Annotated in this window: 25 protein-coding genes; 11 read left to right on the forward strand and 14 right to left on the reverse strand. The window is 62.6% G+C overall.

Annotation, left to right across the window (positions count from 1 at the left end; translation table 11 throughout):
- A partial coding sequence (locus tag C4S71_RS23050; RefSeq protein WP_422666866.1) for a helix-turn-helix domain-containing protein occupies nucleotides 1-233 on the reverse strand: 233 nt, incomplete at its 3' end.
- A gap of 295 nt (nucleotides 234-528) precedes the next feature.
- Here C4S71_RS23050 and C4S71_RS21565 point away from each other — a divergent pair.
- Together C4S71_RS21565 and C4S71_RS21570 are read left to right on the forward strand one after the other, a co-directional pair.
- A complete protein-coding gene (locus tag C4S71_RS21565; RefSeq protein ID WP_086511145.1) occupies nucleotides 529-987 on the forward strand; it encodes an ATPase in 459 nt (152 codons plus the stop codon).
- Nucleotides 988-1,119: 132 nt separating this feature from the next.
- Nucleotides 1,120-2,184, forward strand: a complete 1,065-nt coding sequence (locus tag C4S71_RS21570; protein ID WP_160113426.1) for an AI-2E family transporter — start codon at nucleotides 1,120-1,122, stop codon at nucleotides 2,182-2,184.
- On the opposite strand, the gene C4S71_RS22420 is transcribed toward C4S71_RS21570, so the two are convergent.
- The 6 genes from C4S71_RS22420 to C4S71_RS21605 form a co-directional block, all read right to left on the reverse strand.
- Nucleotides 2,163-2,510 (reverse strand): hypothetical protein, encoded by a 348-nt coding sequence (locus C4S71_RS22420; protein WP_146064642.1) that lies wholly within the window; start codon nucleotides 2,508-2,510, stop codon nucleotides 2,163-2,165. The two genes, C4S71_RS21570 and C4S71_RS22420, sit on opposite strands and share 22 nt — an antisense overlap.
- A 128-nt stretch (nucleotides 2,511-2,638) precedes the next feature.
- Nucleotides 2,639-3,007, reverse strand: a complete 369-nt coding sequence (locus C4S71_RS21580; RefSeq protein WP_103970519.1) for a hypothetical protein — start codon at nucleotides 3,005-3,007, stop codon at nucleotides 2,639-2,641.
- 137 nt (nucleotides 3,008-3,144) lie between these two features.
- The gene (locus C4S71_RS21585) at nucleotides 3,145-3,915 is read right to left on the reverse strand and encodes a ferric reductase-like transmembrane domain-containing protein (RefSeq protein ID WP_235014791.1); all 771 of its coding nucleotides are present in this window, start codon (nucleotides 3,913-3,915) and stop codon (nucleotides 3,145-3,147) included.
- A 68-nt stretch (nucleotides 3,916-3,983) separates the two neighbouring features.
- On the reverse strand, nucleotides 3,984-4,853 hold the full coding sequence (locus C4S71_RS21590) for a WD40/YVTN/BNR-like repeat-containing protein (RefSeq protein ID WP_103970521.1): 870 nt from the start codon (nucleotides 4,851-4,853) through the stop codon (nucleotides 3,984-3,986).
- Between the two features lie 72 nt (nucleotides 4,854-4,925).
- Nucleotides 4,926-6,584, reverse strand: coding sequence for a multicopper oxidase family protein (locus C4S71_RS21595; protein WP_103970522.1), 1,659 nt, complete (start codon nucleotides 6,582-6,584; stop codon nucleotides 4,926-4,928).
- A gap of 1,057 nt (nucleotides 6,585-7,641) precedes the next feature.
- Nucleotides 7,642-8,031, reverse strand: coding sequence for a hypothetical protein (locus tag C4S71_RS21605; protein WP_103970523.1), 390 nt, complete (start codon nucleotides 8,029-8,031; stop codon nucleotides 7,642-7,644).
- 21 nt (nucleotides 8,032-8,052) lie between these two features.
- On the opposite strand from C4S71_RS21605, the gene C4S71_RS21610 reads away from it, so the two are divergent.
- Nucleotides 8,053-8,412 (forward strand): c-type cytochrome, encoded by a 360-nt coding sequence (locus tag C4S71_RS21610; RefSeq protein WP_103970524.1) that lies wholly within the window; start codon nucleotides 8,053-8,055, stop codon nucleotides 8,410-8,412.
- 54 nt (nucleotides 8,413-8,466) lie between these two features.
- Here C4S71_RS21610 and C4S71_RS21615 read toward each other — a convergent pair whose 3' ends face one another.
- The 3 genes from C4S71_RS21615 to lgt all read right to left on the reverse strand — a co-directional run bounded on the left by C4S71_RS21615 (nucleotide 8,467) and on the right by lgt (nucleotide 11,942).
- Complete coding sequence (locus C4S71_RS21615; RefSeq protein WP_086511155.1) at nucleotides 8,467-9,552, reverse strand: L,D-transpeptidase family protein; 1,086 nt, start codon at nucleotides 9,550-9,552, stop codon at nucleotides 8,467-8,469.
- Between the two features lie 111 nt (nucleotides 9,553-9,663).
- Complete coding sequence (gene cls / locus C4S71_RS21620; RefSeq protein ID WP_086511156.1) at nucleotides 9,664-11,127, reverse strand: cardiolipin synthase; 1,464 nt, start codon at nucleotides 11,125-11,127, stop codon at nucleotides 9,664-9,666.
- Nucleotides 11,127-11,942, reverse strand: a complete 816-nt coding sequence (gene lgt / locus C4S71_RS21625; RefSeq protein ID WP_086511160.1) for a prolipoprotein diacylglyceryl transferase — start codon at nucleotides 11,940-11,942, stop codon at nucleotides 11,127-11,129. Before lgt ends, cls begins: the two co-directional genes overlap by 1 nt.
- Before the next feature lie 703 nt (nucleotides 11,943-12,645).
- On the opposite strand from lgt, the gene C4S71_RS22425 reads away from it, so the two are divergent.
- The 8 genes from C4S71_RS22425 to C4S71_RS21660 all read left to right on the forward strand — a co-directional run bounded on the left by C4S71_RS22425 (nucleotide 12,646) and on the right by C4S71_RS21660 (nucleotide 18,626).
- Entirely contained in the window at nucleotides 12,646-13,044 is a 399-nt protein-coding gene (locus C4S71_RS22425; RefSeq protein WP_146064643.1) for a hypothetical protein, read from the forward strand.
- Nucleotides 13,045-13,153: 109 nt separating this feature from the next.
- Entirely contained in the window at nucleotides 13,154-13,846 is a 693-nt protein-coding gene (locus tag C4S71_RS21635) for a Spy/CpxP family protein refolding chaperone (RefSeq protein ID WP_235014777.1), read from the forward strand.
- Between the two features lie 70 nt (nucleotides 13,847-13,916).
- Nucleotides 13,917-16,196 (forward strand): heavy metal translocating P-type ATPase, encoded by a 2,280-nt coding sequence (locus C4S71_RS21640; RefSeq protein ID WP_103970526.1) that lies wholly within the window; start codon nucleotides 13,917-13,919, stop codon nucleotides 16,194-16,196.
- A complete protein-coding gene (locus tag C4S71_RS21645; RefSeq protein ID WP_103970527.1) occupies nucleotides 16,193-16,456 on the forward strand; it encodes a DUF2933 domain-containing protein in 264 nt (87 codons plus the stop codon). Before C4S71_RS21640 ends, C4S71_RS21645 begins: the two co-directional genes overlap by 4 nt.
- A 78-nt stretch (nucleotides 16,457-16,534) precedes the next feature.
- Nucleotides 16,535-16,846: a hypothetical protein gene (locus C4S71_RS21650; protein WP_103970528.1), complete on the forward strand. Its 312-nt coding sequence runs from the start codon at nucleotides 16,535-16,537 to the stop codon at nucleotides 16,844-16,846.
- A 69-nt stretch (nucleotides 16,847-16,915) separates the two neighbouring features.
- Nucleotides 16,916-18,019 carry a YncE family protein gene (locus C4S71_RS21655; RefSeq protein WP_086511163.1) on the forward strand — a complete coding sequence of 368 codons (1,104 nt, stop codon included), beginning with the start codon at nucleotides 16,916-16,918 and terminating at the stop codon, nucleotides 18,017-18,019.
- Between the two features lie 14 nt (nucleotides 18,020-18,033).
- Nucleotides 18,034-18,186, forward strand: coding sequence for a hypothetical protein (locus tag C4S71_RS22665; protein WP_176342912.1), 153 nt, complete (start codon nucleotides 18,034-18,036; stop codon nucleotides 18,184-18,186).
- Nucleotides 18,183-18,626 (forward strand): DUF411 domain-containing protein, encoded by a 444-nt coding sequence (locus C4S71_RS21660; RefSeq protein WP_086511164.1) that lies wholly within the window; start codon nucleotides 18,183-18,185, stop codon nucleotides 18,624-18,626. The genes C4S71_RS22665 and C4S71_RS21660 overlap by 4 nt, the downstream gene beginning before the upstream one ends.
- Before the next feature lie 61 nt (nucleotides 18,627-18,687).
- Here the strand turns inward: C4S71_RS21660 and C4S71_RS21665 are convergent, their stop codons facing one another.
- The 4 genes from C4S71_RS21665 to trkA all read right to left on the reverse strand — a co-directional run.
- Nucleotides 18,688-20,082: a sigma-54-dependent transcriptional regulator gene (locus C4S71_RS21665; protein ID WP_103970529.1), complete on the reverse strand. Its 1,395-nt coding sequence runs from the start codon at nucleotides 20,080-20,082 to the stop codon at nucleotides 18,688-18,690.
- Between the two features lies 1 nt (nucleotide 20,083).
- Entirely contained in the window at nucleotides 20,084-21,448 is a 1,365-nt protein-coding gene (locus tag C4S71_RS21670) for a sensor histidine kinase (RefSeq protein ID WP_103970530.1), read from the reverse strand.
- Nucleotides 21,449-21,526: 78 nt separating this feature from the next.
- Nucleotides 21,527-22,882, reverse strand: coding sequence for an ethylbenzene dehydrogenase-related protein (locus tag C4S71_RS21675; protein ID WP_086511167.1), 1,356 nt, complete (start codon nucleotides 22,880-22,882; stop codon nucleotides 21,527-21,529).
- A gap of 191 nt (nucleotides 22,883-23,073) precedes the next feature.
- The coding region (trkA, locus tag C4S71_RS21680) for a Trk system potassium transporter TrkA (protein ID WP_103969048.1) at nucleotides 23,074-23,664 on the reverse strand (591 nt) is incomplete at its 5' end.

Genomic DNA, 23,664 nt, shown 5'->3' on the forward strand with positions numbered 1-23,664 from the left:
CATTCCTCAAACCCTTCAAGCGACTTGCTGCGCTTCGGGCTCGCGTAGGGCGCCCAGCCGCCCTGGCGCAGATAACGTTTGACGGTGTTCCTGCTGACACCGAGTTCATCGGCGATGCGCTGAGTGCCCCAGCCACAGGCCTTCAGGCGGAGCATGGCGGCGACATCCTCTGGGCTCTGCATCGGTTCCCCTCGTACCTGAGTGTGGGGAACGTTATATCCGGGTTGCTGCATCAATGGACCCTCCAGGTGAGCTCACGGAGGGGTCAGTTTTCCGTGTCGCCTGGGGGTCAGTTTTACGTGTCGCCTGACACTGCCATGCTTACAGCTCGAGCAGCCATCGTTCCTTGATACCGGTCAAGCGATCTCCTTGGACAGTGAGCTATGGTGAAAAGACCAATCGGCGTCAGACACCCATACGCAGTGCCAATCAATGGCGGGTTGAACCTGATGCTGCGAATCAGCTCGCCTACAGCTGGCCTTTGCACAGGCCAGATTTCAGAATCCATCAATACAGCGAGAATGAATCATGTACGTCTCAACCTTTCAAGACGTGGTGGAGTGGACACGCACCCTGCATGAACATATGGCGCACTGCCTGAAACACTGCTCAACGCAGCAGGATGAAGAGCGCGCCAAGTGGCTGCTGACCTATCTGGCAGACCATGAGGCGGCCTTGGAAAAGGTCGTCGCCGGCTTCGAGAAACAGGCCGATCCCAAGGCGTTGAATACCTGGCTCTACGACTACATTTCCTACCAGCCCATCAAGCCGCACCAGTCATGCAATGCACCCTATGCGGAAATGAGCTTCGACGAGATCTGCCAGGAAATCTTCGATCTTCACAATCAAATCATCGACTTCTATCGCTACCTCGAGGGACGTACAGAGATTCCCGAAACACGTGAGCTGATCGGCGAGCTACTCAAGCTGGAACATCATGAAGCAATGCGCCTGGCCCACCAGACCAACCGCACACGGGATCTATGAAGGACAATGCTTCCACTACGCCAACGGCACCGTTGACGCAAGCATCGCCGAGCGATATCCCGCTCGGCGGTTCGTCACAGGGCTGCTGGGCGTTAGAGGCCGATCTATATCATGCAGAGGCAAAGCAAGGCCATGAACGATGGTCGAAGGTCACCTCATATCACCGCCCTTGGCTTGATTGCGATAATACTCTTTGCAGCTTCGCTATATTGGCTTCGCGTTCTTGTAGCACCCATGGCTTTCTCCCTCTTTCTTATGGCACTGGTGTGGCCGGTATACCAGCACCGTATGCTCAAGGGGAAGCGAGCGCTGCGTGTACTCGCCCTTGTCATTGCAGTGCTCCTTGTGCTCATTGCAACCTCAGCCATTCTCCTGCTTATGGGCTACGGCGTCCGCGTCGTTGTGGACGGTCTATCGCAGTACGGTCCGCGTGCGCAGGAGACTTACTACAGCATCGGCATGTGGGTCGAAGAGCGGGGTATTGCCTTTTGGCCCACCGCCGGCGACCCATTCAGTCTCAGCCAAGTGTTTCATCTGCTCCATGAGACAGTGATGCGCATCAATGCAATCATTGGATTTATGGCGTTATCCCTGATCTTTCTTATTTTGGGGTTACTGGAAGCCAATGACATGCAGCGGCGTCTTCCGCATGCCCTGGGAGAAGACGTAGCCGGACGGTTGTTGAGTGCATGCCATGCTCTCGGATGGAAATTCCGCCGCTATATGCTCGTCCGCTCCGTAGTCAGCTTCTTGACAGGCATTTTGACCTGGCTATTCGCATTGCTGACAGGTCTCGATCTCGCCATCGCCTGGGGAATTTTGGCCTTTGCGTTGAACTACATTCCTTTCCTGGGTTCCATTCTAGCCGTTTTCCCACCAGTAATTTTTTCCGTTGTCCAGTTCGATAGCTGGCAAGATCCGGCTCTGATTCTTCTCGGTATGACATTGATACAGTTTTCGATTGGCAACCTCCTGGATCCCAAACTCGAAGGTCATGCGCTGGCCATTTCACCAATTTCCGTCGTATTTTCCATTTTTTTCTGGGGAATGCTTTGGGGCATACCCGGGGCTTTTATGGGCGTCCCCTTACTGATCGCCATCGTCACGATTTGTCATCATTTTCATGACACCTGCTGGATAACGCGAATGTTGACTCCAGGTGGACGAAACCCCCCTCACTCAAGCACATGGCGATGATGAAATTCCATCTCTGTGGCGGGCTCTCCACTTCGTTTTATCCGCAACTGAAGATGGTACCCCCCCTCTTCTGGAAAACTGAAGAAATTTCCATAAGTAATCGTATCGGCGATAGACATGGGCTCCAGCGACCGATACGTTCCAGCATGACCTTCATGCCGTATGCGTGCAGCAACTTCAGCGTCCTCGATTCGCTGGCCGGATTCCTCATCTACTACAGTAACGATGAGGTGTTGCTCCCGGGTCGTGATACCCTCACGCCCCTGATGAATGACTCGATGCTCCCTTATCATCTCTGCTGGCAGAATACCAATATATACGGTCATGCCATCAGCCGACTGGGAGTATCTATCCTCGGCTGACAATGACCCAGTACTCCATAATGTCAAGCAGGCAATAAGAAGCAGAGACTTTCTAAAACAATTCATGGCCTTTCTCCCAAAAAATGCTTCGCCTATTTTCTCTTCCCACTACCATGCGTTTTTTGGTGGCAACTCCAAGGCTCATGAGTTGCATTATCCTTTACGTTCTGATCGACAAAACGGTAGTGCTCTTCCTTCAACCTCGTCCACCAATCATGGCTTACCTCGACTGCATGCTTCCTCAGTATATCCTCCACACAGTCGAGGCATATTCGCGTTGCATCATAAGCAAGGTGGAGCCGACTTTTCCTTGAGTCATACGATACACTCTCCAGCCCATAAAGCTGATCGATGTCGGCGATTGCCGCCTGAATCGCCGCCTCATCACAGGGCACCAGCTTCAGATGCCGGGTTACCAGATTGATCTCGGACACACCCAAGCGGCGATCTTTATCGCTCATATCAATTACCTTATTCTTCAAGAGTATCGTGCTAGCGCATCAGTCCTTTAAGTATTGCTCGGACTGGAGCCACTCACATTGATATGGATCAAGTTTGATCTCACCTTAAAAAAACAGCCAGACATGACGTTATTACTTTATGCACCTCTTCGCTTTCTTTGAAAGAAAATTTTCAACGTAGCTGCCGATTGCAAGATCAAGACGCTTCCGATAAGAGCAAGGAACCAGAATCGAAACCAGTTTGGATCCGGAACCCCACGCTGAAAAACCAGATTCCTGAGGCTCAGCTCATAGTGCAAGAAGAGGAAGTAGCTCGCATGAAGGGCTACAAGATAGAAAATTACGTAAGCGTAATTCTGAAGGTGCTTCCATGTTGAGCTGCCCAGGAAGCGCATGGCCTTGTCGGACGATATGGCGAACAGCACGAGCCCAAGGAAGAGAGCGATCAGACCGATCATGTTGGCAAGCCCGAAGCCCGGGTCAACGAGAACTGGGTCCGAAAGCCCCACTACCGGTAAGTCCTGATAGCCTAAAAAACCGCGGATCGACCAGCGTGCCCAGCCATCCCACACCAGGAAACCGTGTACCAAGGCAAAAATGGCAAACCAGATTCCAAAAGCTCGCCGCCAATTGACGAGATAACCTAGTCTCCGGGGCCACAGCCTTGCCAGCGGACCTATCGCCATGACGACAACCAATAGAATGAAGGCGGCATCACCGAAGGCCCGCCAAGTGCGCATTTCCGCGTCCCACTCCATACGGCTCAACCAGAATAGCCCGGCTGCCGCGGCACCGGTCAGGGCGACAGCGAAGTGCTTGCCAAAGTGCCAGCTCTTTGTCTGCTCCTTGGTTTTTCTTGGTGATGCCCCTTCATCCATGATTCCACTAGCCTGTGCTCTATGCTCCATCTCCAACCCTCTCTCCTCTTTATCCTGACGTCTCGACTTCGCCGGGCTAAGCGCGCTGATAAATGGCGTCAGTCGAGGCGTACCCAGTCGCGACCGCCGTTGTCGCTCTGCAGCAGCCGCCCTTCGTCATCGGCTGCCACCAGGCGCTCAGGGTTGCTGGGATCCACCGCCAGGTGCAGGAGATAACGCTCTCCCCAACCACGCTTCACGACTTCCCACTCGCGGTTGGCCTCTTCGGCCATCAACAGACCGCTATCCAGCATGAAGGCATAGAGCCGCCCATCATGGGCCACCACCAGACTTACGGGACGGCGCTCGGGGTGAATGGGACGCCAGCGCTGGCCGCCATTGGGGCTCATCAGCAATCCGCCCTGGGTGGCAGCAAAAAGATGCTCGGGGTCACGGCTGGAAGCCGCCAGAGCGATCAGGCCGTCGGGAGCTCGTCCCTGGATCTCCCATTGATGCCCCCCGTCATGGCTGACCTGCAGCCAGCCAGCGTAAGCGCCGTAGAGCACATTCGGGTCGGCCTCACTGACGGTAAGTTGATGAAAATCCACCGGACCATCGACACCTGGCGAACGCTGCTCCCAGCGCTTGCCGCCATCGGTGGAAACCACCAGGCCAAGGTTACCGCCTCGGGCCGGGTGGCCGCTGGCGAAGAACGTTTCGGCGTCGGCAGGGTGCGGCGTGAAGCCCATGAAGTCATGGGTCTCTTCCGAAATCCGGCGCGCCATTCGGTCGGCACCAACGGCGTAGAAGCCATGGTGGGTAGCCAGCCAGAGGCGATCGCTGTCCGAGCGGTCGAAGGCCAGGCCGTGTATATGGGTTTGCTGGCGCAGCTGCTCCAGGCTGATACCCTTCTCTTCGCGTGAGCAGCCCGCCAACAGCAGGGTCGCCAACGCAGTCAGCAGCAGAAAGGCGCTTTGGAAATAGCGCATCGTGAAATCTCTCTCATCATGATTGGACCCGGAGCCGCCCGGCGGCCCCGGATTGAAGAAGCAGCGGCGATCTCAGCTCACGCGGATCGTCGCCATCATGCCGAGCTCCTCGTGCTCGATGATGTGGCAATGGAACAGCCAGTCGCCGGGTTCACGGAACACCATTCGCAGCTTCAGACGCTGATAAGGCGCCAGATTGACGGTGTCTTTCCAGGCCAGCCAAGGCGCTTGCTGCCATTCGCCTTCGGCATCGCGGGTGGCGATCACCTGGAAATGGGTACCGTGCACATGGAAGGGATGATCCATGTGGGAGTTGTTGAAGACCTCCCACTCCTCCACCTCGCCCACCTTGCCTTCGAACAGAATCTCATCCATGGCGAAGGCACGACCGTTGATCAGGAAATCCACCTCGGGGCGCTCAGCCGCTTGGTCCATTGCATGATCAGCCCCATGGCCAGGACCGTGGGTACCATGATGACTGCCGCTGCCATGGCCGGCATGCGGATCGCCATGGCCGGCATGCGGATCGCCGTGGCCGGCATGCGGATCGCCGTGGCCGGCATCCGGGTCGCCGTGGCCGGCACCGTGATCGTCATGGCCCGGCATCACTTCGGTCAGTTCCACCCGGCGTTGCACTGCCGGTTCACCCAACGGCTCGACACGGCCCAGGCGCTCGGGCAGTGCGATGGGAGCTTGAACCGCCGAGTCGAGCGTGTGAATCGCCAGCAGCGGTGCCACGTCGTCCAGATGGGGCGGCCTGTCGCCCATCCAGCCACGCTCGTAGGGGTGGCTGGCCAATTGGAAGTGTCCCTCGGCCCGCTCGCTGACCCGCACCAGCAGGTCGGCCCGCTCGCCCGGAGTGAGCAGCAGTTCCTCCAGCGGCTGCGGCCGCTCGATCGGCCCGCCGTCGGTGCCGATCAGGATCAACTCGTGATCATCCAGACGCAGGCGCAGATAGCGTCCGGCACAGGCATTGATCAGCCGCAGGCGCAAGGTAGAGCCCGGCGCCACATCGAGCCGCGGTTCGCGCTGGCCGTTGACCAGCAGCAACTCGCCCTCGCGGCCGTTCATCCAGTCCTCGGCGGTATGCGGCGCGACCTCGCCATTCGCCCTCAGGCGCAGGTCGCTGATCACCAGCAGGTGCTCCTCGACCCCGGCAGGCAGTGCATCCTCGGCGGGGCGAACCAGAAGCGCTCCCGCCAGGCCATGCGCCACCTGCCTGGCCGTGCCCTCGTGAGGGTGGGGGTGGAACCAGTGCAGGCCCGCACTCCCGCTGGGGAAGGCGTAGCGGTACTGGCGCGACTCACCCGGCGCCACGGCGTCCCAGGGGGCGCCGTCGTGCGCCTGCGGTACCGGCACGCCGTGCCAGTGCAAGGTGGTCTCCTGCTCCAGCTCGTTGATCAGGGTGATATCCAGCTCATCGCCCTCTCTCACCTCGATCAGTGGCGCCACTTTGCCGTTGTAGAGCCATAGCCTGGCCTCGAGCTCATCGCTCAGGGGCACACTGTGGGGGGCCGGGGTCAGCACGCTGCGAAAGCGGCCGGCGGATTCGCTCAGGTTGACGATACGCGGCAGCGGCTGTAGCGGCTGGCCGCCCTTCGGCAAGGCGGCCAGGCTGGCAGGCGGCACCCCATGGGGGTGCTGGCGAGACAGGGCGTAACCCATGGTGCCAGCCGTCGACAGCAACAGCGCGCCCAGCGCCGAGTAGCCCAAGAATTCACGACGTTTCATTGACTTGTCCTCGAGACATGTACGCTCTCACCGCGAATCGATCGTCCGCGGCGCCATCAGGGAAAAGAGGTTCAGACCCGAGGAGGGCGTTCGATGGGATCCGGCGGTCCAAAAGGCCCGTCGGGAACGGCATCGAACGAGATCAATGAAGACGCCAAGGCGCGACCGTCCGACGACATCACGACGGTTCCGCACTGCAGGCAGGGTAGGCAGCAGGGAGACGCTGCGGAGGAATGCGGCTCATCCGGATCGGTCATTTCCCAGGCCAGCGGCTGCTCCTGGGCTACCAGGCTATCCAGGCAGGAAGCATCGCCATGGTGCCCACCGGCAACCACGGGTGGCACGATGACCAACATCAGGGCCAGCGAAAGGCTCAGTAGCCAGTGCCAGGAGAATCGACGCATGGAGGTAGGGACGTATGAGCCAGTGGTAACCGGAGTATTTCATGCTCGGGAGAGGGGGAGCAACCTGGGTCCTGCCCATACCTTGCCTGAAAGATTCTTGCGTTCGGGGTGGTCGGCTGATCGAGATCAGGAAATGGTGACTTTTCGCGGCTTGCGAGCCGGCGGCGCTTGTCTGCCTTTCTTCACATCGCGATGATGAACGGGTAGCTCTTCATCGGATACCAGCCGCTCATGCGCAGAATACTGCTTGTCCTGGTCAGCCTGTGCCTGGTCCTGTCGCTGTCGGCAGGCTCAACGGCACTTGCCAGCGTGGACGCTGTGCGCGATGCCGCCCATGGCCAGCATGAGGCAGCCCGAGACGAGCATCCCGCCTGCGGCCAGACGGCCCACACCGATGTGACCGAGTGCCAGGTCAGCTGCCTGAGCAGCAGCCACTGCATGAGTGGGGCCATGCCGCTCGCTGCGACCCTGAGCTCGCCTGCCCTGGCGACGCGGCCCCCTTGCCATACCGGGGTCCGGCCCACTCCTCCCTGCTTCATGGATGAGCGACCTCCCAGAACCGCCTGATTTGCCGCTAACGACCCGGCGCGCCAGTGCCATTGACCTCGTATGCTGTCTATCAGGAGCCCACCATGGCGACCCTTCTCACCTATTCAGCCCCCTTGCTGTCGGGCAAGCCCGCCATGCCAGGAATAACCGCCCGAGCCGCCGTACTCATGGCCGGCATGCTGCTGGCCGGCACACAGGCAACGCAGAGTTTCGCGCATGACGAGCCGGCACATACGCATGTCGCTCCAACGAGTGTGAGCCATGCGGCACATGACCATGACCATGACCATGACCATGACCATGACCAACAGGAGCATGGAAGTAAGGCGACCCACGATCACGGTCATCAGCAAGATCACGGCCACGACCACCAGGGTCACGACCACGCAGGCAGCGTGGAGAAGCACGACCCTGCTCATCGCACCCACGATGCCGAGCACGTGGAAGCGGCTCATGATGCGCACGATCATGACCACGCACATGACCACGCGCATGAGCATGCTCACGATCGGGCCATGCCGGAGGCATGGGCAGCCCGTGAGAACCCTCTGCCGCTGAGCGCCGAAACCCTTGCCCGCGGTGAGCAGATTTACCAGCAGTACTGCTCCGCCTGCCATGGCCCGCTGGGCCAAGGCGATGGCCTGGCGCCCGCCGTCGCCTACTTCGATCCCAGCCCCACCAACCTGGCGCTGCACGGGCCGGCCCATGGCGCCGCGGAATATGCCTGGATCATCAGCGAGGGCAATGCCGAGAGCGCCATGCCGCGCTTCGACACCAAGCTGAGCGAGAAGGAAATCTGGTCCGTGGTGCACTACATTCGCCATGGCCTGACGCAAGCGCCGGACGAGCAGTACGCCCAGGCTCACCAGCACTGAAAACGAATCGGACGCCCAAGGGCGCCCGATTCGCTCATGGCCTTACCAAGACAACTAGACGGCCAGTTCGCGCCAGAGCAGATGATCCTCTTCAGGCTCCTCTTCTTCGGGCTCCGGTTCCGGCTCGGGCGCCGGCGTCAGGGCAATGACCTCCCCGCTGGGATTCTCGAGCAGCTCGCGCAGCATTTCGTAATTCAGGGCCGTTGCCGGCTCGTCATCGTCACGCTGCAGCATGGCCAGCGTTTCCATCAGGTTGGCCATGCCGGTTTCCTGCTCGCCCAGCGCCTCGTAGACCTGCACGTAGGGCGTGTCGCCGTCCCAACCCGCCTTGATCGGCTGGTTGATGAGGTGTACCTGCATACCGACCGGCACGCGGTCGAAGATCGACTCGATGTCCTCGGGGAACATGCGGATGCAGCCGCGGCTGGCCCGCATGCCGATACCATCGGGCAGATTCGTGCCGTGAATGAGATAGCCGGGGATGTCGAGCAGGATGGCATGCCTGCCCAGCGGGTTGTCCGGCCCCGGTGGCACCACGGCGGGCGCCGTTTCGCCACGCGCGGCGGCCTCCTCACGCACCGAGCGGGGCGGATACCAGGCCGGGTCCTTGAGCCGCATGGTGGTCTTGGTGATGCCCAGCGGCGTATCGAAACCTTCGCGACCGATGCCGATGGGATAGGTCTCGACGCGCGGTGTCTCACCCTCCCTCGTCGGCGGGTAGTAATAGAGCCTGAGTTCGGCCACGTTGATCACGATGCCCTTGCGCTCTACCGGGGGCAGGATGAAGCGGCCGGGAATCAGCACTTCGGTGCCCTCGCCCGGCATCCACACGCTGACATCGGGGTTGGCACGGCGGATCTCTTCGTAGCCGACGTTGTTGGCGCGGGCTATGTCGAGCAGGGTCTCCTCGGCTTGTGCCTTGACAACGTAATCCTCGCCGATGACGTCGCCCTGCTCAGGCAGAGGATAGTGCCCCTTGGGCCACTCCTGCTCCGTTTCGTTGCCGTTTTCCTCCGGTGCTTCCTCGGCCCAGCTCATCCCGGCCAGCAACACGGTGGCCAGTATGCCCAGACCAAGGGACAACCAGGTCTGGCGTCGCAAGAGCCAGTTGCACTCACGTACCGCAGCGTAAAGGTTCATAGCATTGCCTCTTGCCTGTCTATCCTTAGGAAACTAATGAAAAATGCCCCTATCATAACGATCTGTGCAAAATTCGACACCTCATGGGCTCCAGGTTCACCCTGCGCCGGTTCACAGCACGGGCGCAAAGAGGTAGGCGCCCCGCCCCGCGACACGCTGCCAAAGCGGCCGGTCGAGAATGTCCTCAGGCGTCATCTGGCGCGATCTGGCGAAGTCACGGTCGAACATCGCCTCCACATCGCTGGCAAACTCCCGGTCCATGATCAGCGCCGTCACCTCGAAGTTGAGGCGGAAGGAGCGATTGTCGAGGTTCACCGTGCCCACGGCGGCCCAGACGTCGTCCACCAGAAACGCCTTGCCGTGCAGAAAGCCTTCCTGATAGCGATGAATTTCGACCCCGGCGTCGATCAGCGGCCCCAGAAAGGCATAGGCCGCATAGAAGGTCAGCAGATTGTCCGGTCGCTCGGGAATCAGGATCCTGACATCGATACCGTTGAGTGCCGCCAGCTTGAGCATGCCCTGCACCCCCTCGTCGGGAACGAAATAGGGGCTCGAGATCCAGATCCGCTCGCGCGCGGAATGGATCGCCTGCTGGATCATCAGGCTGGCGGTCTCGAAGCGATCCGCCGGACCGGTGGGCAGGATCAGTGCCGGCACCCCATTGACCGAAGGTACGGTGGGCTCCCAGGGTAGATCGGGCACCTCCTCGGTGGCCCAGTGCCAGTCCTCGATGAAGACGAGCTGCAGCGCCAGCGCCGCCGGTCCCTCCAGCTTGAGATGCGTATCCCGCCAGGGCCCTAGCTTGCGGTGCCCTTGCAGGTATTCGTCGCCGACGTTGAAGCCGCCGACCCAGGCCCTCGCGCCATCGGCCACCACGATCTTGCGGTGATTGCGAAAGTTGAGCTGGAAGCGGTTGCCCGGCCCACGCGTCGAGTGGAATCGGTGTACGTTCACCCCGGCATCGCGCAGCGTCTGCAGATAGGCGTTCGGCAGTTTGTAGCTACCGATCTCGTCGTACAGGAAATAGACCTCGACACCTTCGCTGGCCTTGGCAATCAGGCGCTGCTGGAGCTCGCGGCCGAGGTCGTCGTTGCGCACGATGTAGAACTGCACCAGCAGGTAACGCTCCGCAGCGTCGATACCGGCAAAGATGCTGGCGAAGGTCTCCTCACCGTCGATCAACAGCGTGGCGTCGTTACCGCCCAGGTAAGGCAGCTTGGCCAACTGCTCCACGCCGGCCAGGTGACGGTGCTCGTGCGGCCACTCGACACCATGCGCGCGCAGCTCGCCGAGCTTGTCCGCCAGGGCTCGGGCCAGCTCGGAATCCTCGTCACGCCGCGAGGTGACATAGCCTTCGAAGGTGTTGCGCCCGAAGATCCAGTAGGTCGGCACGGCGACGTAGGGAATGGTGTTGAGCGAGACGATCCAGGCGATTGCCCCCTGGGACGTGCGGCTCGACATCAGCGCTTCCACCGACGAGACCAGCCCTACCACATGCGCCACCAGCATGAACACGGCCAGCTTGCCCCAGGAGCGGCGCCCCCGGGGCCGTGTGCGCGTCAACCAGGCGACCATCAACTCGCCTCTTGCGCGGAAGTCGACACCGCGACTCGCTCATCGCGAGCCTGCCGCCGCGACCATGCGATGAGCGCTGCGCCAGCGGCGATCATCGGCAGGGTCAGCAGCATGCCCATGGTCACCCAGCCGAAGGCGATGAAACCGATATGGGCATCGGGCAGGCGCACGAACTCCACGGCAAAGCGGAAGACGCCGTAGAGCAGCAGGAACAGTCCCGATACCAGACCTCTGCGCCGAGGGCGGCTCGAGATCCACCACAGCACCGCGAACAGCACCACACCCTCGAGGGCAAACTCGTAGAGCGCCGAAGGGTGGCGTGGCTCTGGCCCCAGGTGCGGGAACGGCATGGCCCAGGGCAGATCGCTCACGCGCCCCGGCAGTTCGTGGTTGATGAAGTTGCCGATGCGCCCGGCGCCCAGCCCTATCGGCACCAGCGGAGCGATGAAATCGGTCAGCTGGAAGAAGGCGAGATTCTTCTTGCGCGCAAACAGCAGCGCCGCCAGCAGCACGCCGATCAGGCCGCCATGAAAACTCATTCCCCCATCCCAGAGCCGGAAGGCCCACAGCGGGTTGGCCAGGAACTGCTCCATACCGTAGAACAGCACATAACCCAGGCGTCCTCCGGCCACCACGCCAATGGCGGCATAGAACAGCAGATCGCCAATGTCGTCATGAGTGAGCCCCAGGCGATGGGCACGATAGCGCCCCAGCAGCCAGGCGGCGACGAAGCCCACCACGTACATCAACCCATACCAGTGTATCTGCAGCGGCCCGATGGCGATGGCCACCGGATCGATGTCGGGATAGTTCATCTCGATCATGCTCCTTGCAGGCACATGGCTGGAGCCATCGCACCTGCGGCGAATTGAGTGTGAATGCCGCTGAGCATCGACATTCCGAATCCAATGCCGGGCACAGCGACACCGCTGTGCGGGCAAGCATCATTCAGAAAGGGGCAGGCGCTATGCCCGCGGAGGGCGCTCCGGTCGCTCGCGAGGGGCGTGGAGAAGCGTCGTGTCGACGGGCCGACGAGGCTCGAGTGAGCGAGGGGCCACTGAGGCAAGCGCTAGGCCGGCACTGGAGCAAACCGGCGTTGCACTCGTACAGGCAGGTTGTTCGCCCCCCTGGGCTTGGCCGTTGTCGGCCTCGAACACGAGGCCAGCGTCCAGAGACGAAGAGGCACCCGTCTGGCAATCGGCGTCAGCGTAATTCCAGGCGCCCAGGGCCACCTGCGGCAGCGTAAGCACGATGCCGAAGAGGAGACAGAGCAGCCAGGCGAAAGGGCGAGAACGCATCGAAATGGATCAACCGAGTGTAGGTCAGGGTCGTGCCTAGTCTTCCATGCTCGCAAGCGAGTCGCAAGCGCCCCTGTTCTCATGCCAAAAAAAAGCAAAAAAACAACAACCTATGTGCGGCACTCAGGTTGAGAAAAACGATGCTGATTGATACAAGTCAAAGGGAGGCTCAGCGGGTTCGTCTATTCTGATATTGCCTATCATGTCGGAGCGCCACGCCATGCTGCAGCGGGCCGTTACACCCTCACAGCACTGCATCACCCGTCGCGGGTGGTGCCGCAGCTGGCTTTTCAGCCTGCTGCTGCTGTCGATGGCCGTGGTGTTCGGCCTTCAGGCAATGGCGCATCCAGCGCCGGCATCCCCACACTCCGTCGCCGAAAGCCTTGCGCAAGCAAACCCGCCAGCACCTGCGCCACACTGCGAGCACGGCCACGGCGGGGAACATGCCGCAGAGCTCCTGCTGCGCGCGGAGCGCCTGGATGTCGATGGCACTCCTTGCCATCGCCCTGTTCCCGCGGTGACACCGCCGCCCGTCGCCGTCACCATCGGCCTGCCCAGTGCCGCTCCCACGCTTGCCAGCCCACCGCTCTATCTGTTGACACAGCGCCTGCGTCCCTGACTCCTCTGCAGCACCCCATCTGTCTTGCAGCAATTCCCGGTGACGTCCCACTGGACGCTCGCCAATTCCGGCAGCAAACCCCGAGCGTTCACGCTCACAGGAGAACGACATGAAACTGCGCAAGCTCGCAATTGCCACGGGTCTCGCCCTGGCTATCGGTACTACCGCCTCCAGCCTGACTCTTGCCCAGGGGATGGGGCCAGGAGGCGGTATGATGAGCGGTGGCACGGGCCCCGGCATGATGGACGGCGGCACGGGCCCCGGCATGATGGGCGGCGGCATGGGCCCCGGCATGATGGGCGGCGGCATGGGCCCCGGCATGATGGGCGGCGGCATGGGCCCCGGCATGATGGGCGGCGGCATGGGCCCCGGCATGATGGGCGGCGGCATGGGCCCCGGCATGATGGGCGGCGGCATGGGCCCCGGCATGATGGGCGGCGGCATGATGCCCTGCCCGATGATGGATGGTGGCAAAGGCATGATGCAGATGCTCGAGCCCGAACAGCGCAGCGAACTGCGCGAACTCATGCGTGAGCATCGCCCCACCCAGTTCGAGCGCATGGGGCAGCTGATGAACCTGCGCGACGACCTGATGGCTGCCATGCATGCCGAGCGACCCGATCCCGAAGAGGTGCAGGCCATTCATGCTCAGATGGCGGAACTCCACGGCGAGATGATGGCGGAGATGGTGCGCATGCGTAACGCCATGCACGACCTGCTCACCGACGAGCAGCGCGAGCAATGGCAACAGCAGGCCACACCGCAAGCCGACGAGTCGGATGACCACGCGGCCCACCACTGATCGTCGATAGCCGTCTGGTATCGGGCGGCCGGCCACGGCCGCCCGGGAACACGGCGCGAGGGAGCATGCGATGACCACAGCGACAAAACGGATCACCCTGACAGTGCCCGGCATGGGCAGCGACCACTGTGCCGGTATCGTACGCACGACGCTCCAGCGTCTCGATGGCGTCGGCGAAATCCAGACCAATATCGCCAGCCACCGAGTCAGCGTCGGCGTCGCGCAGGGCGGCCCCGACACCGATGCCTTGAAGCAGGCGGTGGAAGGGGCCGGCTATGACGTCGCGGCGGTAAGCGGCGAAGCTGAGGCGGATGGCGAGGCAGATGCCGTCATCGAGGAAGGCTACCTGCGTCAGGCCCGCAAGCGGCTGTGGATCGCCGGTGTGCCCACCACGCTGATCATGATCCTGATGATGCCGCACATGTTCTGGCAGCCGATTCCCGGCTACCTGGCCATTGTCGCCCTGCTCGCCTTCCCGGTGGTGTTCCTGTATGGCGGTGCGGCCACCCATCGCTCGAGCTGGCGCTCGCTGAAGAACGGCACCTTCAACATGGATGTGCTGATCTCCATGGGCAGCCTGCCGCCCTACCTGATCGGCCTGATCGGCTTCGTCTACCCGATGACCTCCTTCATCGAGATGGCGGCCACCATCATGACCTTTCATCTGCTGGGTCGTTATCTCGAGGCACTGGCCAAGGGGCGCGCTTCACAAGCCATTCGTCGCCTGCTGACGCTGGGCGCCAAGACCGCCCGAGTAGAACGCGGTGGCGAAGAGGTCGAGGTGCCGGTCAAGGAGCTCGAGCCCGGCGACATCATGGTCGTGCGCCCCGGCGACAAGATCCCCACCGACGGCGAGGTGATCGAGGGCGAGAGCCACCTCGACGAATCCATCGCCACCGGCGAATCGATCCCCGTCTACAAGAGCGTCGGCGACAGCGTGATCGGCGCCACCATCAACAAGGAGGGGCGGCTGCGAGTGAGGGCCACCAAGGTCGGTGGCGATACCTTCCTCTCCCAGGTGGTACGTCTGATCGACCAGGCCCAGGGCTCGCGGGTGCCGATCCAGGAGTTCGCCGACCGCATGACCGGCCGCTTCGTGCCGGCGGTGCTGCTGATCTCGCTGGCCAGCCTGGTCGCCTGGCTGCTGCTTCCCGACGTCTTGCGCCCGATCCTCGACTGGGGCGCGAACTTCCTGCCCTGGGTGAACCCGGAAGCCAGTACACCGGTGCTGGCACTCATCGCCGCCATCGCCGTGCTGGTCATCGCCTGTCCCTGCGCGCTGGGTCTGGCCACGCCGACAGCCCTGATGGTCGGCTCCGGCATCGGCGCCGAGCGCGGCATCCTGATCCGTTCCGGCGAGGCGATCCAGACCTTCAAGGACATCAAGGTCATGGTGCTCGACAAGACCGGCACCATCACCCGCGGCGAGCCGAAGCTCACTGAGGTGGTCACGGCGGAAGGAGTCGAAGAGAAAGAGCTGCTGAGACTGGCGGCAAGCGTCGAGAACGCCTCGGAGCACCCCATCGCTCGCGCCATCGTGGACGGCTCCATCGAGCGCGGCATCAAGCCCAGCGAGGTCAGCGAGTTTCGCTCCACCGGCGCCCGCGGCGTCTCCGGCAGAGTCGAAGACAAGCAGGTGTTGATCGGCAACCGCCGGCTGCTCGAGGAGGAGGGCATCACAGGGCTGGAAGCGCTGGACGCGGCCATGCATGAGCTCGAAGGCAAGGGGCGTACCGCCGTCATCGTCGCCGCCGAGGGCCGTGCCCGAGGTGTCCTGGCAGTCGCCGATACGCTCAAGGGCGAGTCGGTCGAGGCCATTCGCGGGATGCACGCGCTCGGCCTGCACGTGGTAATGATCACCGGCGACAACGAGCGCGCCGCCCGGGCGGTGGCCGCCGAGGTCGGCATCGACGAGGTCCAGGCCGGCGTGCTGCCCGAAGGCAAGGTCGAGGCCATTCGCAAGCTGCAGGAGAAGCACGGCCCCCACGTGGCCATGGTGGGTGACGGTATCAACGATGCCGCCGCCCTCAAGCAGGCCAACGTCGGTATCGCCATCGGCGCCGGCGCCGACGTGGCCATCGAGGCCGCCGACGTGACCCTGGTACGCGGCGAGCTCACCGGCGTGGTGGAGGCCATGCACCTCTCCCGCGCCACCTTCAGCAAGATCTTGCAGAACCTGCTGTGGGCCAGCGGCTACAACGTGGCAGCGATTCCCATGGCCGCCGCAGGCCTGCTGCACCCTATGATCGGCGTCATCGCCATGACCGCCAGTTCGCTGTCGGTGATCGGCAACTCGCTGCTGCTCAAGCGCCGTTACGCCCGCCTACAACCCCGAGGAGATGCCTCATGAACGCCCTTCCCGACCCCCGGCCGCAGGAATCCCATCAGGACCGCGGCTCGACGGATGAATCCCGAGGCTCGTCTTCAGGCGGTTTGCACGCCTGGCTGATGCCCCTCTGCCTGATCCTGATGGGCGGCGCCTTCGTCCTGGTCATGTGGCGCGGACAAACCGCTGGCGGCGCCTGGCTGCTGCTGCCCATGCTGCTATGCCTGGGCATGCACTTCCTGATGCACCGTCATGGCCATGGCCATCGGCATCGCGATAAGTGACGGTGATGAGTTGCGCTGGGTCAATGCAGCGCAACTCGTCTCGCCTTAGGATGAAACCAAGCACCGTGAGGCAACACCATGACGCGATTCGCCCCTTCTAACCTGCAACATCGACGCATCCTGCGCTTGCTGGCGCTGCTGCTCGCGTTGCTGGTGGCGATGAGCAGCCTCACGACGCACGCCGCCATACAGGCCGACTCGGTCGACTGCATCGCCGTCGAACAGCTTCATGAAGCAACCGACAGCGAAGAACATAACTGCGGCACCTGCACCGCAGTTATACCCCGCACGCGGCTGGCTCTCACCGGGCCCGCCGAGCAAACGGCCACGCCCGACGCGTCCTTCATGCCCCACTCCTCGTTGCCCCCGCAGCGCCCTCCTAGAGCCTGATCGACATCGGCGGCCTCGCCGCCTGGCCATTCCGAGCCGTACACGATTTCGTAGATCAGGAGTTTCATCATGACCCTTTTTCGCAAAGGCACCCTTGCTCGTCGCCCCGTCACCGCTGCCATTTCCCACACACACCTGGCCACGCGGTTCCACCCTGCCTTCGGCTGGCTGCTCGCCGTCGGTCTGACGCTTGCCAGCACCGTCAGCCAGGCCGGTCAGATGCCTCACGGCCAAGTGTTCACCGCCAACGAGCATGGCGCCTCGCTGACTCATATCCAACTGGACGAAGGCACCACGACCACACATGACATCGCCATCGCACCGCATAACGTTCAGGTCAGCGCCGACGGGCGCTACCTGCTGGCGGTCGGCGAGCGCGCCGGACACGCGCATGGCGACGATGGCCACACCCATGGCGACGAGCCAGGCAAGCTGAAGGTGTTCGATGCCCTCGATTTCGATGGCACACCGCTCGCCGTCATACCGGTAGGCAGCCATCCGGCGCACGTGGTGAGCGACCTGAGCAGCCAGTTCGCCTTCGTGACCAATGCCGGCGATGCCAGCGTGTCGGTGATCGATCTGACCGCCCGGGAAGTGGTCGCCACCATCGCCACCGGAGAGTACCCCCACGGCCTGCGTCTGAGCCCCGACGGGAGCGAACTCTACGTGGCCAACGTGATGGATGGCAGCGTCTCGGTGATCGACGTGGCAGCCCGCGAGGAAGTAGCGCGCATCCCCGTGGGGGCAACCCCCGTACAGGTGGGCTTTACCGCCGACGGCGCCCAGCTCTACGTCTCGCTGCGTGACGAGAACCGAGTGGCGGTGATCGACACCGCCACTCGGGAAGTCACCACCGCGGTCGAGGTCAATCGGCTGCCGATCCAGGTCTACGGCACCCCAGATAGCCGGCTCATGCTGGTGGCCAATGAAGGAACGAGCGACGAGCCCGACAACCGCGTCTCGGTGATCGACACCGCTACCCAGCAGATCGTTGCCACCCATGAGGTCGGTGCGGGCGCTCACGGCATCAGCATCGACGCCAGCGGTCGCTTCGCCTTCGTTACCAGCCTGTTCGACGATTCGCTGTCGATCATCGATCTGACAACCGGCGACATCGTTGCCACCCATGCCACCGGCCACGGTCCCAACGGCGTGACCTGGCTGGCCCACTGAGAAGGAGCACCACCATGATGACCGACTGCCTCGCCCTGATGGGCCACATGAGCTGGCTGGGCTGGCTGCTGCCGCTAGCCGTTCTCGCTCTGCTGGGCCTCGGCATTGCCGCCCTGCTCAAGTACCTGTTCACCTCGTCCAAGCCCACCACCGGAGCAAGCTCATGAACCCTCGTACCTCATCCCTGCTGCTTTCCGCCAGCCTGCTGCTGAGCGCCGCCGGCACCGCCCACGCCGCACTGCCCGCCGAGGCCACCCTCTACATGAACCCCGAGTGCGGCTGCTGTCACGAGTATGCCCGCCAACTGGAAGAGAAAGGCGTCTCGGTCACCATCATCGACGACGTGGAAGTCGGCAAGATCAAGCAGCAGGTCGGCCTGCCCTTCGGCCTGGGTTCCTGCCACACCACGCTGATGGGCGACTACGCCATCGAGGGCCACGTGCCCTTCGAAGCCGTGGAGCGACTGTTCCAGGAGCGCCCGAGGATCGGCGGCATCGGGCTGGCCGGCATGCCCATCGGCACCCCCGGCATGCCCGGACCCAAGCGCGGTGACTGGGACGTCTACCAGTTCACCGATCAGGAGCCGATGCCGTTCATGACGCTGTGAGACCTAGGTGCGGCCGCAGCTGTTGGCTGCGGCCGCACCTCATTTCATCGGTGTCGTCGCGTCAAGCGTCTCGCCCTTCATTTCCTGCCCCTACCTTGCGATAGCGATGCAACCGGGTATAGAGATTCTGCCGCGCCAGGCCGCTCATTCGCGCTGCCGCCGAGACATTACCCTGAGCAGCCTCCAGCAGGTGCTCGAGCCAGAGCCGCTCGAACTTCTCCTTGGCCTCGGCGTAGTCCAACGGAAGCTGCCATCCCTCCCAGGTGAGGCCGCGACTACGCCTGCGGCCAACCGTATCGAACAGGTCCGAGGCAGTGATTGCCCCGAGTGGCTGAAGGGCGACCACCCGCTCGATGACGTGCCGCAATTCCCGCACGTTTCCCCGCCACGGGGCACTCTCCAGCGCCTCCAGGGCATCCGGCGTCAGCGGTCCGGCCTGACGTCCATAGCGCCTGTTCAACTGCTCGAGGAAATAGCTGGCCAAGGTGGCGATATCGCTGCGCCGCTCACGCAAGGGCGGTGCGCGCAAGGTCACCACACTCAGCCGCCACAGCAGGTCCTCACGAAAGCGCTGCTTCTCCACCAATCCCTCCAGGGGCTGGTTAGTGGCACAGGCCAGCCTGAAGTCGCCCGCCTGCACCGCTTGGCTGCCCAGACGCTTGAAGCAGCGTTCTTCAACCACGCGCAGCAGGGCGGCTTGCAGCCGTGGGCTCATGTCGGCTATCTCATCGAGAAACAGCGTGCCGCCGCTCGCTGCCTCGAAAAATCCAGGCGTGGTGCGCTCGGCACCGGTAAAGGCGCCCCGCTCGTAGCCGAACAGCGCGCTTTCCAGCAACTCTTCGGTGAGCGCCCCGCAGTTGACGGCAATGAAAGGATTGCGTTTGCGTGGACTGCCGCCGTGCAGCAAGCGAGCCACCAGCTCTTTGCCGGTGCCGCTTTCTCCTTCGATCAGCACGGTGGTATCCAGCGGTGCCACCTGGGCGATTTGCTTCATCAACTGCTGCATCGGCGGCGACTGCCCCACCAGGTTGTCGTGACCGCTGACGGTGGCGACCATCTCCCGGTAGGCATCCGCTTCGCACAGCGCCGTGTCATAGGCCAGCGCCCGGCGGATCACGGCTTCGAGGGCATCGAGACTCTCGAAGGGTTTTTCGAGATAGTCGAAAAGCCCTTCGCGAATGGCGCTGACGGCATCGCGCACATCGACGAAACCGGTCATCAGCACCGCGACCTGTCGGGTCTGGCTGACATCGAGTTCACGCACGAAATCCAGCCCGTTGCCATCGGGCAGGCGCTGATCGACGAGCAGCAGGTTATAGCGACATCGTGCCGCCAGTTCCCGTGCCCGCTGCACGTTGCCGGCCACTTCGGCTTCCAGCCCCTGAGCCTGAACCAGCTCTTCGAGCAGTTCACAGGTATTCACATCGTCGTCGACGATCAGCGCCCGCCGCTTCATCTCAACTCCTCGGTCCGACTGCCGTCGGCGATGCCTCGATCGCCAACCGGAACAGCGCTCCACCTACATCGCCATCCATCACCTCGAGCGTTCCGCCGTGCAGAGTGGCCACGGTACTTGCCACCGCCAAACCGAGGCCGTTGCCGTCGCGGCTCGTAGTGAAGAAGGGCTGGAATATCTGCTCGCGCAGGGACTCCGGCACCCCAGGCCCTTGATCCTCCACGTCGATGCACCAGTAGTGCTGTGTCGCGGCAAAGAACAGTCTCACCGTGACGGATTCGTCCGCAGGCGATGCCGCTGTCGCGTTACGTAGCAAGTTGAACAGCGCATGGCGTAGCAATACCGGGTCTGCATCCACTCTGGCTTCATGCGCAGGCAGCGCCAGCGCGATGACCCCGCCAAGGCCGCTGCCCTGGGAGACCAGTTGCACCGCCTCCTGCACGACCCGCTTGAGATCCACGGACTCCTTCTCGAAGCGCGATACCCGGCTGAGATCGAGCAGCCGCTTGACGAATTCGGCGCAGTGCTTGCCCGCCGCTTCGATATCGCGCAGGTAGCCCCTGATTCTTTCCGGATCGTCGAGCCGGCGAGCGGCCAGCTGTGCCTTGTTGACGACCCCCACCAGAGGGCTGTTCACCTGATGAGCGACCTCGCCCACCATCTTGCCCAGTGCCGACATCTTTTCCAGCTGCACGATGCGCCGATGCTTCTCGTCCAGCGATCCCAGCGATGCCAGAGCCGCGCGATGACGATGCAGCAGCATGCCATGCAGCGTCGTGATGATCGCGATCAGCAGCACGCCCACCAGCCCGGCCGAGCCCCAGATCAGCATGGCACCCCGCGTCAGCGTTTGGTTGATCTGACCGGCATCGCGATAGATCCCCATCGCCCCCAGAGGTTGGCTATCGCCCGCCGACCGGATCGGCACATAGACTTCCATGACATCGGCCTTGGGGTTCCAGTCCCGGTGCGATGCACGCTGGAACGGCTGGGTCACCGGCACGACTTCGCCGGACAGGGCGCGCCCCAGAGGGGCGTCGTTTCTGGCCCGTCGCCCTATGATGTCGCTCTCGCTAGACCACAGAAGGTACTTCTCGGCGCTGAAGACGTTGATGCGCAGGATGTCATCCAAGGCAAGAAGATGATGCAGCTGCTTGTCGAGAAAGCCGGCAGTCAGCGGCGCTTCGCCTTCGGCAGGCTCGGCCAGCAGCGAGCTGGCCAGCTCGTTCACCAGTTGGCTTTCCCGCTCCAGAATGGCTTGTTGAAAGAAGCGAGTCGCCACCAGACCGGATACGCTCACCAGCGTTCCGACCAGCAGCACGGCGGCCAGCAGGAAGGTCAGCAATGGTGAGCGTTTCAGAGTCATGAGAGCTGTCTGGTTGCCACCTGGCAAGGCTCGGCCACCGTTGCCAGGCGCTCGATGGAAGTCAAGCGGCGCTATGGATCAGTTCTGCTGCTCGACACGCTGACGCTCTACTTCGACGGCGAAGCGAGCGATTTCCTCCAGCGACAGATGGACGTCGCGAATCCCGATCGCACCAGTCTGCACGGCTGGCTGGCCGGCATGCTCAGCGCTGTTCAACCATTGCCAGGTTGTCTGGCCTGGATAGTAGACCTGCAGTTCGGTCCACTCCGCGTCGGCTTCGTCCAGCGGCCCCTCGACCCGGCTCGCCACGATGTCGGCCTCCTCGACACCGAGCCCCAGCGTCTGCGGATGAGAGACCAGATGCCAGCGTGCACCGGAAGCGTTGGCATGCACGGCGAAGGCGACATCGTAGGTTTCTCCTTCGCTCAGCGTCTTGCTGTCCAGCGGGTTGGGGGATTCGAGGCTGCGGGTCAAGCGAATTCGCCATGCGCCATTCTCGTAGCCGCCCGCGGCACGAATCGCACCGCGGCTACCGTCAGGCTCGCGCAGGAAGCGCTGGGGCAAGACATCGCCCTCTTGCCAGTCGCGCTCCGGGTCGAACGGCACCGCAATGTCCTCTGAGAGATAGTACCAATCGTCCTGGCCGTACCCCTGAGCAAACAGCCTGTCCCGCTCGAGATGGGTAATGCCCGTCTGCTCGGGGTCATACATCCACGCCGGCTGCTCCGCGTCGCTGTCCCAGTTATCGGTGAAGGGGCCACGCCCCTCGCTGTTGAGACGGTAGTGCAGCACATAATTGTTGTCAGCATAGCCTACCGGGTGGCTGCGATGAGCACGCCATTGCCAGAGGTCGAGGAACTGCCCCGCTTCCTGCATGGCCTGGATCTCTTCCTCCGCTCTCAACGCATCCCAGGAAGTTTCGCCTGGCTCCGCATCGCGGGTGCCGGGAAGGTACTTGCGCACGTCGGAGCGTCCCAGCTCTTCACCAAGCACCGGATGCGCCTGCACCTCGCTCGAATCGACGGCGCTGCTCAGGGTACGCATCCCCTCATGAGCGGTCATGTAGCCACCATAGTGCCCGAAGCCCTCCACCGAGCCATCGTCGAGAAGCATCGAAATACGATCCTCGTAGAGGCCATGCGGGTCCTGGCCTTGGGCGCCGCTGCCATAGCGTACCCACTCGCCATCCTCATATATCCAGTACTGGTGGTACCAACTGGGGCTGTCGGTGGGGAACTCGTAGCGGATCTGGATCTCATCGTCGTTGTAGACGGCTGCCACACGCAGGGCCATCAGCCTGTCGTTTTCATGAGGAATGAAGACGTTCAACGACTCGTCTACCCACTCCGGCTCATTGGCCAGCAGGGACGTTACCGGCGCGACAGCGGCCAGGGTGGTGGTGGCCAGAATGGCCGTCAGAGGTTTGATCGGCATGGACATGCTCCTGATCTCGTTATGGTTACCGCGAACGGCAACCCGTATCAGCAACATGCGTGCCAACCCAAAAACCACAGCAGAAACAATATATTGAAAAACACCAGCAGCACGTCATCTGCCACGCTGGCGTGTCAGTTGTCACGCCAGCGAGACAGGCAGCATATTGCCGAGATGGGCTGGATACTCTCTTAAAAGAACGTCAGCCCGACCTGGAACAGCCGCTCGACGTCGCGGATGCGGCGCTTGTCGATCACGAACAGGATCAGGTGGTCGCCGGACTCCACCACCACGTCGTCGTGGGCGATCAGCACCTCCTTGCCGCGCACGATGGCACCGATGGTGGTGCCGCGGGGCAGGTCGATCTCGCCGATGGCGCGGCCCACTACCTTCGACGACTGGGTGTCGCCGTGGGCGATGGCCTCGATGGCCTCGGCGGCGCCGCGACGCAGCGAGTGCACGTTGACGATGTCGCCGCGGCGCACGTGGGTCAGCAGGCTGCCGATGGTGGCCTGCTGCGGCGAGATGGCGATGTCGATCTCACCGCCCTGCACCAGGTCGACGTAGGCGGCGTTGTTGATCAGCGTGAGGACCTTCTTGGCGCCCATGCGCTTGGCCAGCATCGACGACATGATGTTGACCTCGTCGTCATTGGTCAGCGCGCAGAAGATGTCGCACTCCTCGATGTTCTCCTCTTCCAGCAGGCGCTTGTTGGTGGCGCTGCCGTGCAGCACCACGGTGCGGTTGAGGCGTTCGGAGAGCACCGTGCAGCGCTCCAGGCC

It is taken from the genome of Billgrantia desiderata, from assembly GCF_900108215.1.
Taxonomy (GTDB): domain Bacteria; phylum Pseudomonadota; class Gammaproteobacteria; order Pseudomonadales; family Halomonadaceae; genus Halomonas; species Halomonas desiderata.

Bases quoted from the DNA above. Each gene is read 5' to 3' on its own strand.
- C4S71_RS21565 (WP_086511145.1), top strand. From the start codon at position 529: ATGTACGTCTCAACCTTTCAAGACGTGGTGGAGTGGACACGCACCCTG.
- C4S71_RS21570 (WP_160113426.1), top strand. From the start codon at position 1,120: ATGAACGATGGTCGAAGGTCACCTCATATCACCGCCCTTGGCTTGATT.
- C4S71_RS22420 (WP_146064642.1), bottom strand. From the start codon at position 2,510: ATGACCGTATATATTGGTATTCTGCCAGCAGAGATGATAAGGGAGCAT.
- C4S71_RS21580 (WP_103970519.1), bottom strand. From the start codon at position 3,007: ATGAGCGATAAAGATCGCCGCTTGGGTGTGTCCGAGATCAATCTGGTA.
- C4S71_RS21585 (WP_235014791.1), bottom strand. From the start codon at position 3,915: ATGGAGCATAGAGCACAGGCTAGTGGAATCATGGATGAAGGGGCATCA.
- C4S71_RS21590 (WP_103970521.1), bottom strand. From the start codon at position 4,853: ATGCGCTATTTCCAAAGCGCCTTTCTGCTGCTGACTGCGTTGGCGACC.
- C4S71_RS21595 (WP_103970522.1), bottom strand. From the start codon at position 6,584: ATGAAACGTCGTGAATTCTTGGGCTACTCGGCGCTGGGCGCGCTGTTG.
- C4S71_RS21605 (WP_103970523.1), bottom strand. From the start codon at position 8,031: ATGCGCGTGGTCATGTGCGTGGTCATGATCGTGCGCATCATGAGCCGC.
- C4S71_RS21610 (WP_103970524.1), top strand. From the start codon at position 8,053: ATGCCGGAGGCATGGGCAGCCCGTGAGAACCCTCTGCCGCTGAGCGCC.
- C4S71_RS21615 (WP_086511155.1), bottom strand. From the start codon at position 9,552: ATGAACCTTTACGCTGCGGTACGTGAGTGCAACTGGCTCTTGCGACGC.
- cls (WP_086511156.1), bottom strand. From the start codon at position 11,127: ATGGTCGCCTGGTTGACGCGCACACGGCCCCGGGGGCGCCGCTCCTGG.
- lgt (WP_086511160.1), bottom strand. From the start codon at position 11,942: ATGAACTATCCCGACATCGATCCGGTGGCCATCGCCATCGGGCCGCTG.
- C4S71_RS22425 (WP_146064643.1), top strand. From the start codon at position 12,646: ATGCTGCAGCGGGCCGTTACACCCTCACAGCACTGCATCACCCGTCGC.
- C4S71_RS21635 (WP_235014777.1), top strand. From the start codon at position 13,154: ATGAAACTGCGCAAGCTCGCAATTGCCACGGGTCTCGCCCTGGCTATC.
- C4S71_RS21640 (WP_103970526.1), top strand. From the start codon at position 13,917: ATGACCACAGCGACAAAACGGATCACCCTGACAGTGCCCGGCATGGGC.
- C4S71_RS21645 (WP_103970527.1), top strand. From the start codon at position 16,193: ATGAACGCCCTTCCCGACCCCCGGCCGCAGGAATCCCATCAGGACCGC.
- C4S71_RS21650 (WP_103970528.1), top strand. From the start codon at position 16,535: ATGACGCGATTCGCCCCTTCTAACCTGCAACATCGACGCATCCTGCGC.
- C4S71_RS21655 (WP_086511163.1), top strand. From the start codon at position 16,916: ATGACCCTTTTTCGCAAAGGCACCCTTGCTCGTCGCCCCGTCACCGCT.
- C4S71_RS22665 (WP_176342912.1), top strand. From the start codon at position 18,034: ATGATGACCGACTGCCTCGCCCTGATGGGCCACATGAGCTGGCTGGGC.
- C4S71_RS21660 (WP_086511164.1), top strand. From the start codon at position 18,183: ATGAACCCTCGTACCTCATCCCTGCTGCTTTCCGCCAGCCTGCTGCTG.
- C4S71_RS21665 (WP_103970529.1), bottom strand. From the start codon at position 20,082: ATGAAGCGGCGGGCGCTGATCGTCGACGACGATGTGAATACCTGTGAA.
- C4S71_RS21670 (WP_103970530.1), bottom strand. From the start codon at position 21,448: ATGACTCTGAAACGCTCACCATTGCTGACCTTCCTGCTGGCCGCCGTG.
- C4S71_RS21675 (WP_086511167.1), bottom strand. From the start codon at position 22,882: ATGCCGATCAAACCTCTGACGGCCATTCTGGCCACCACCACCCTGGCC.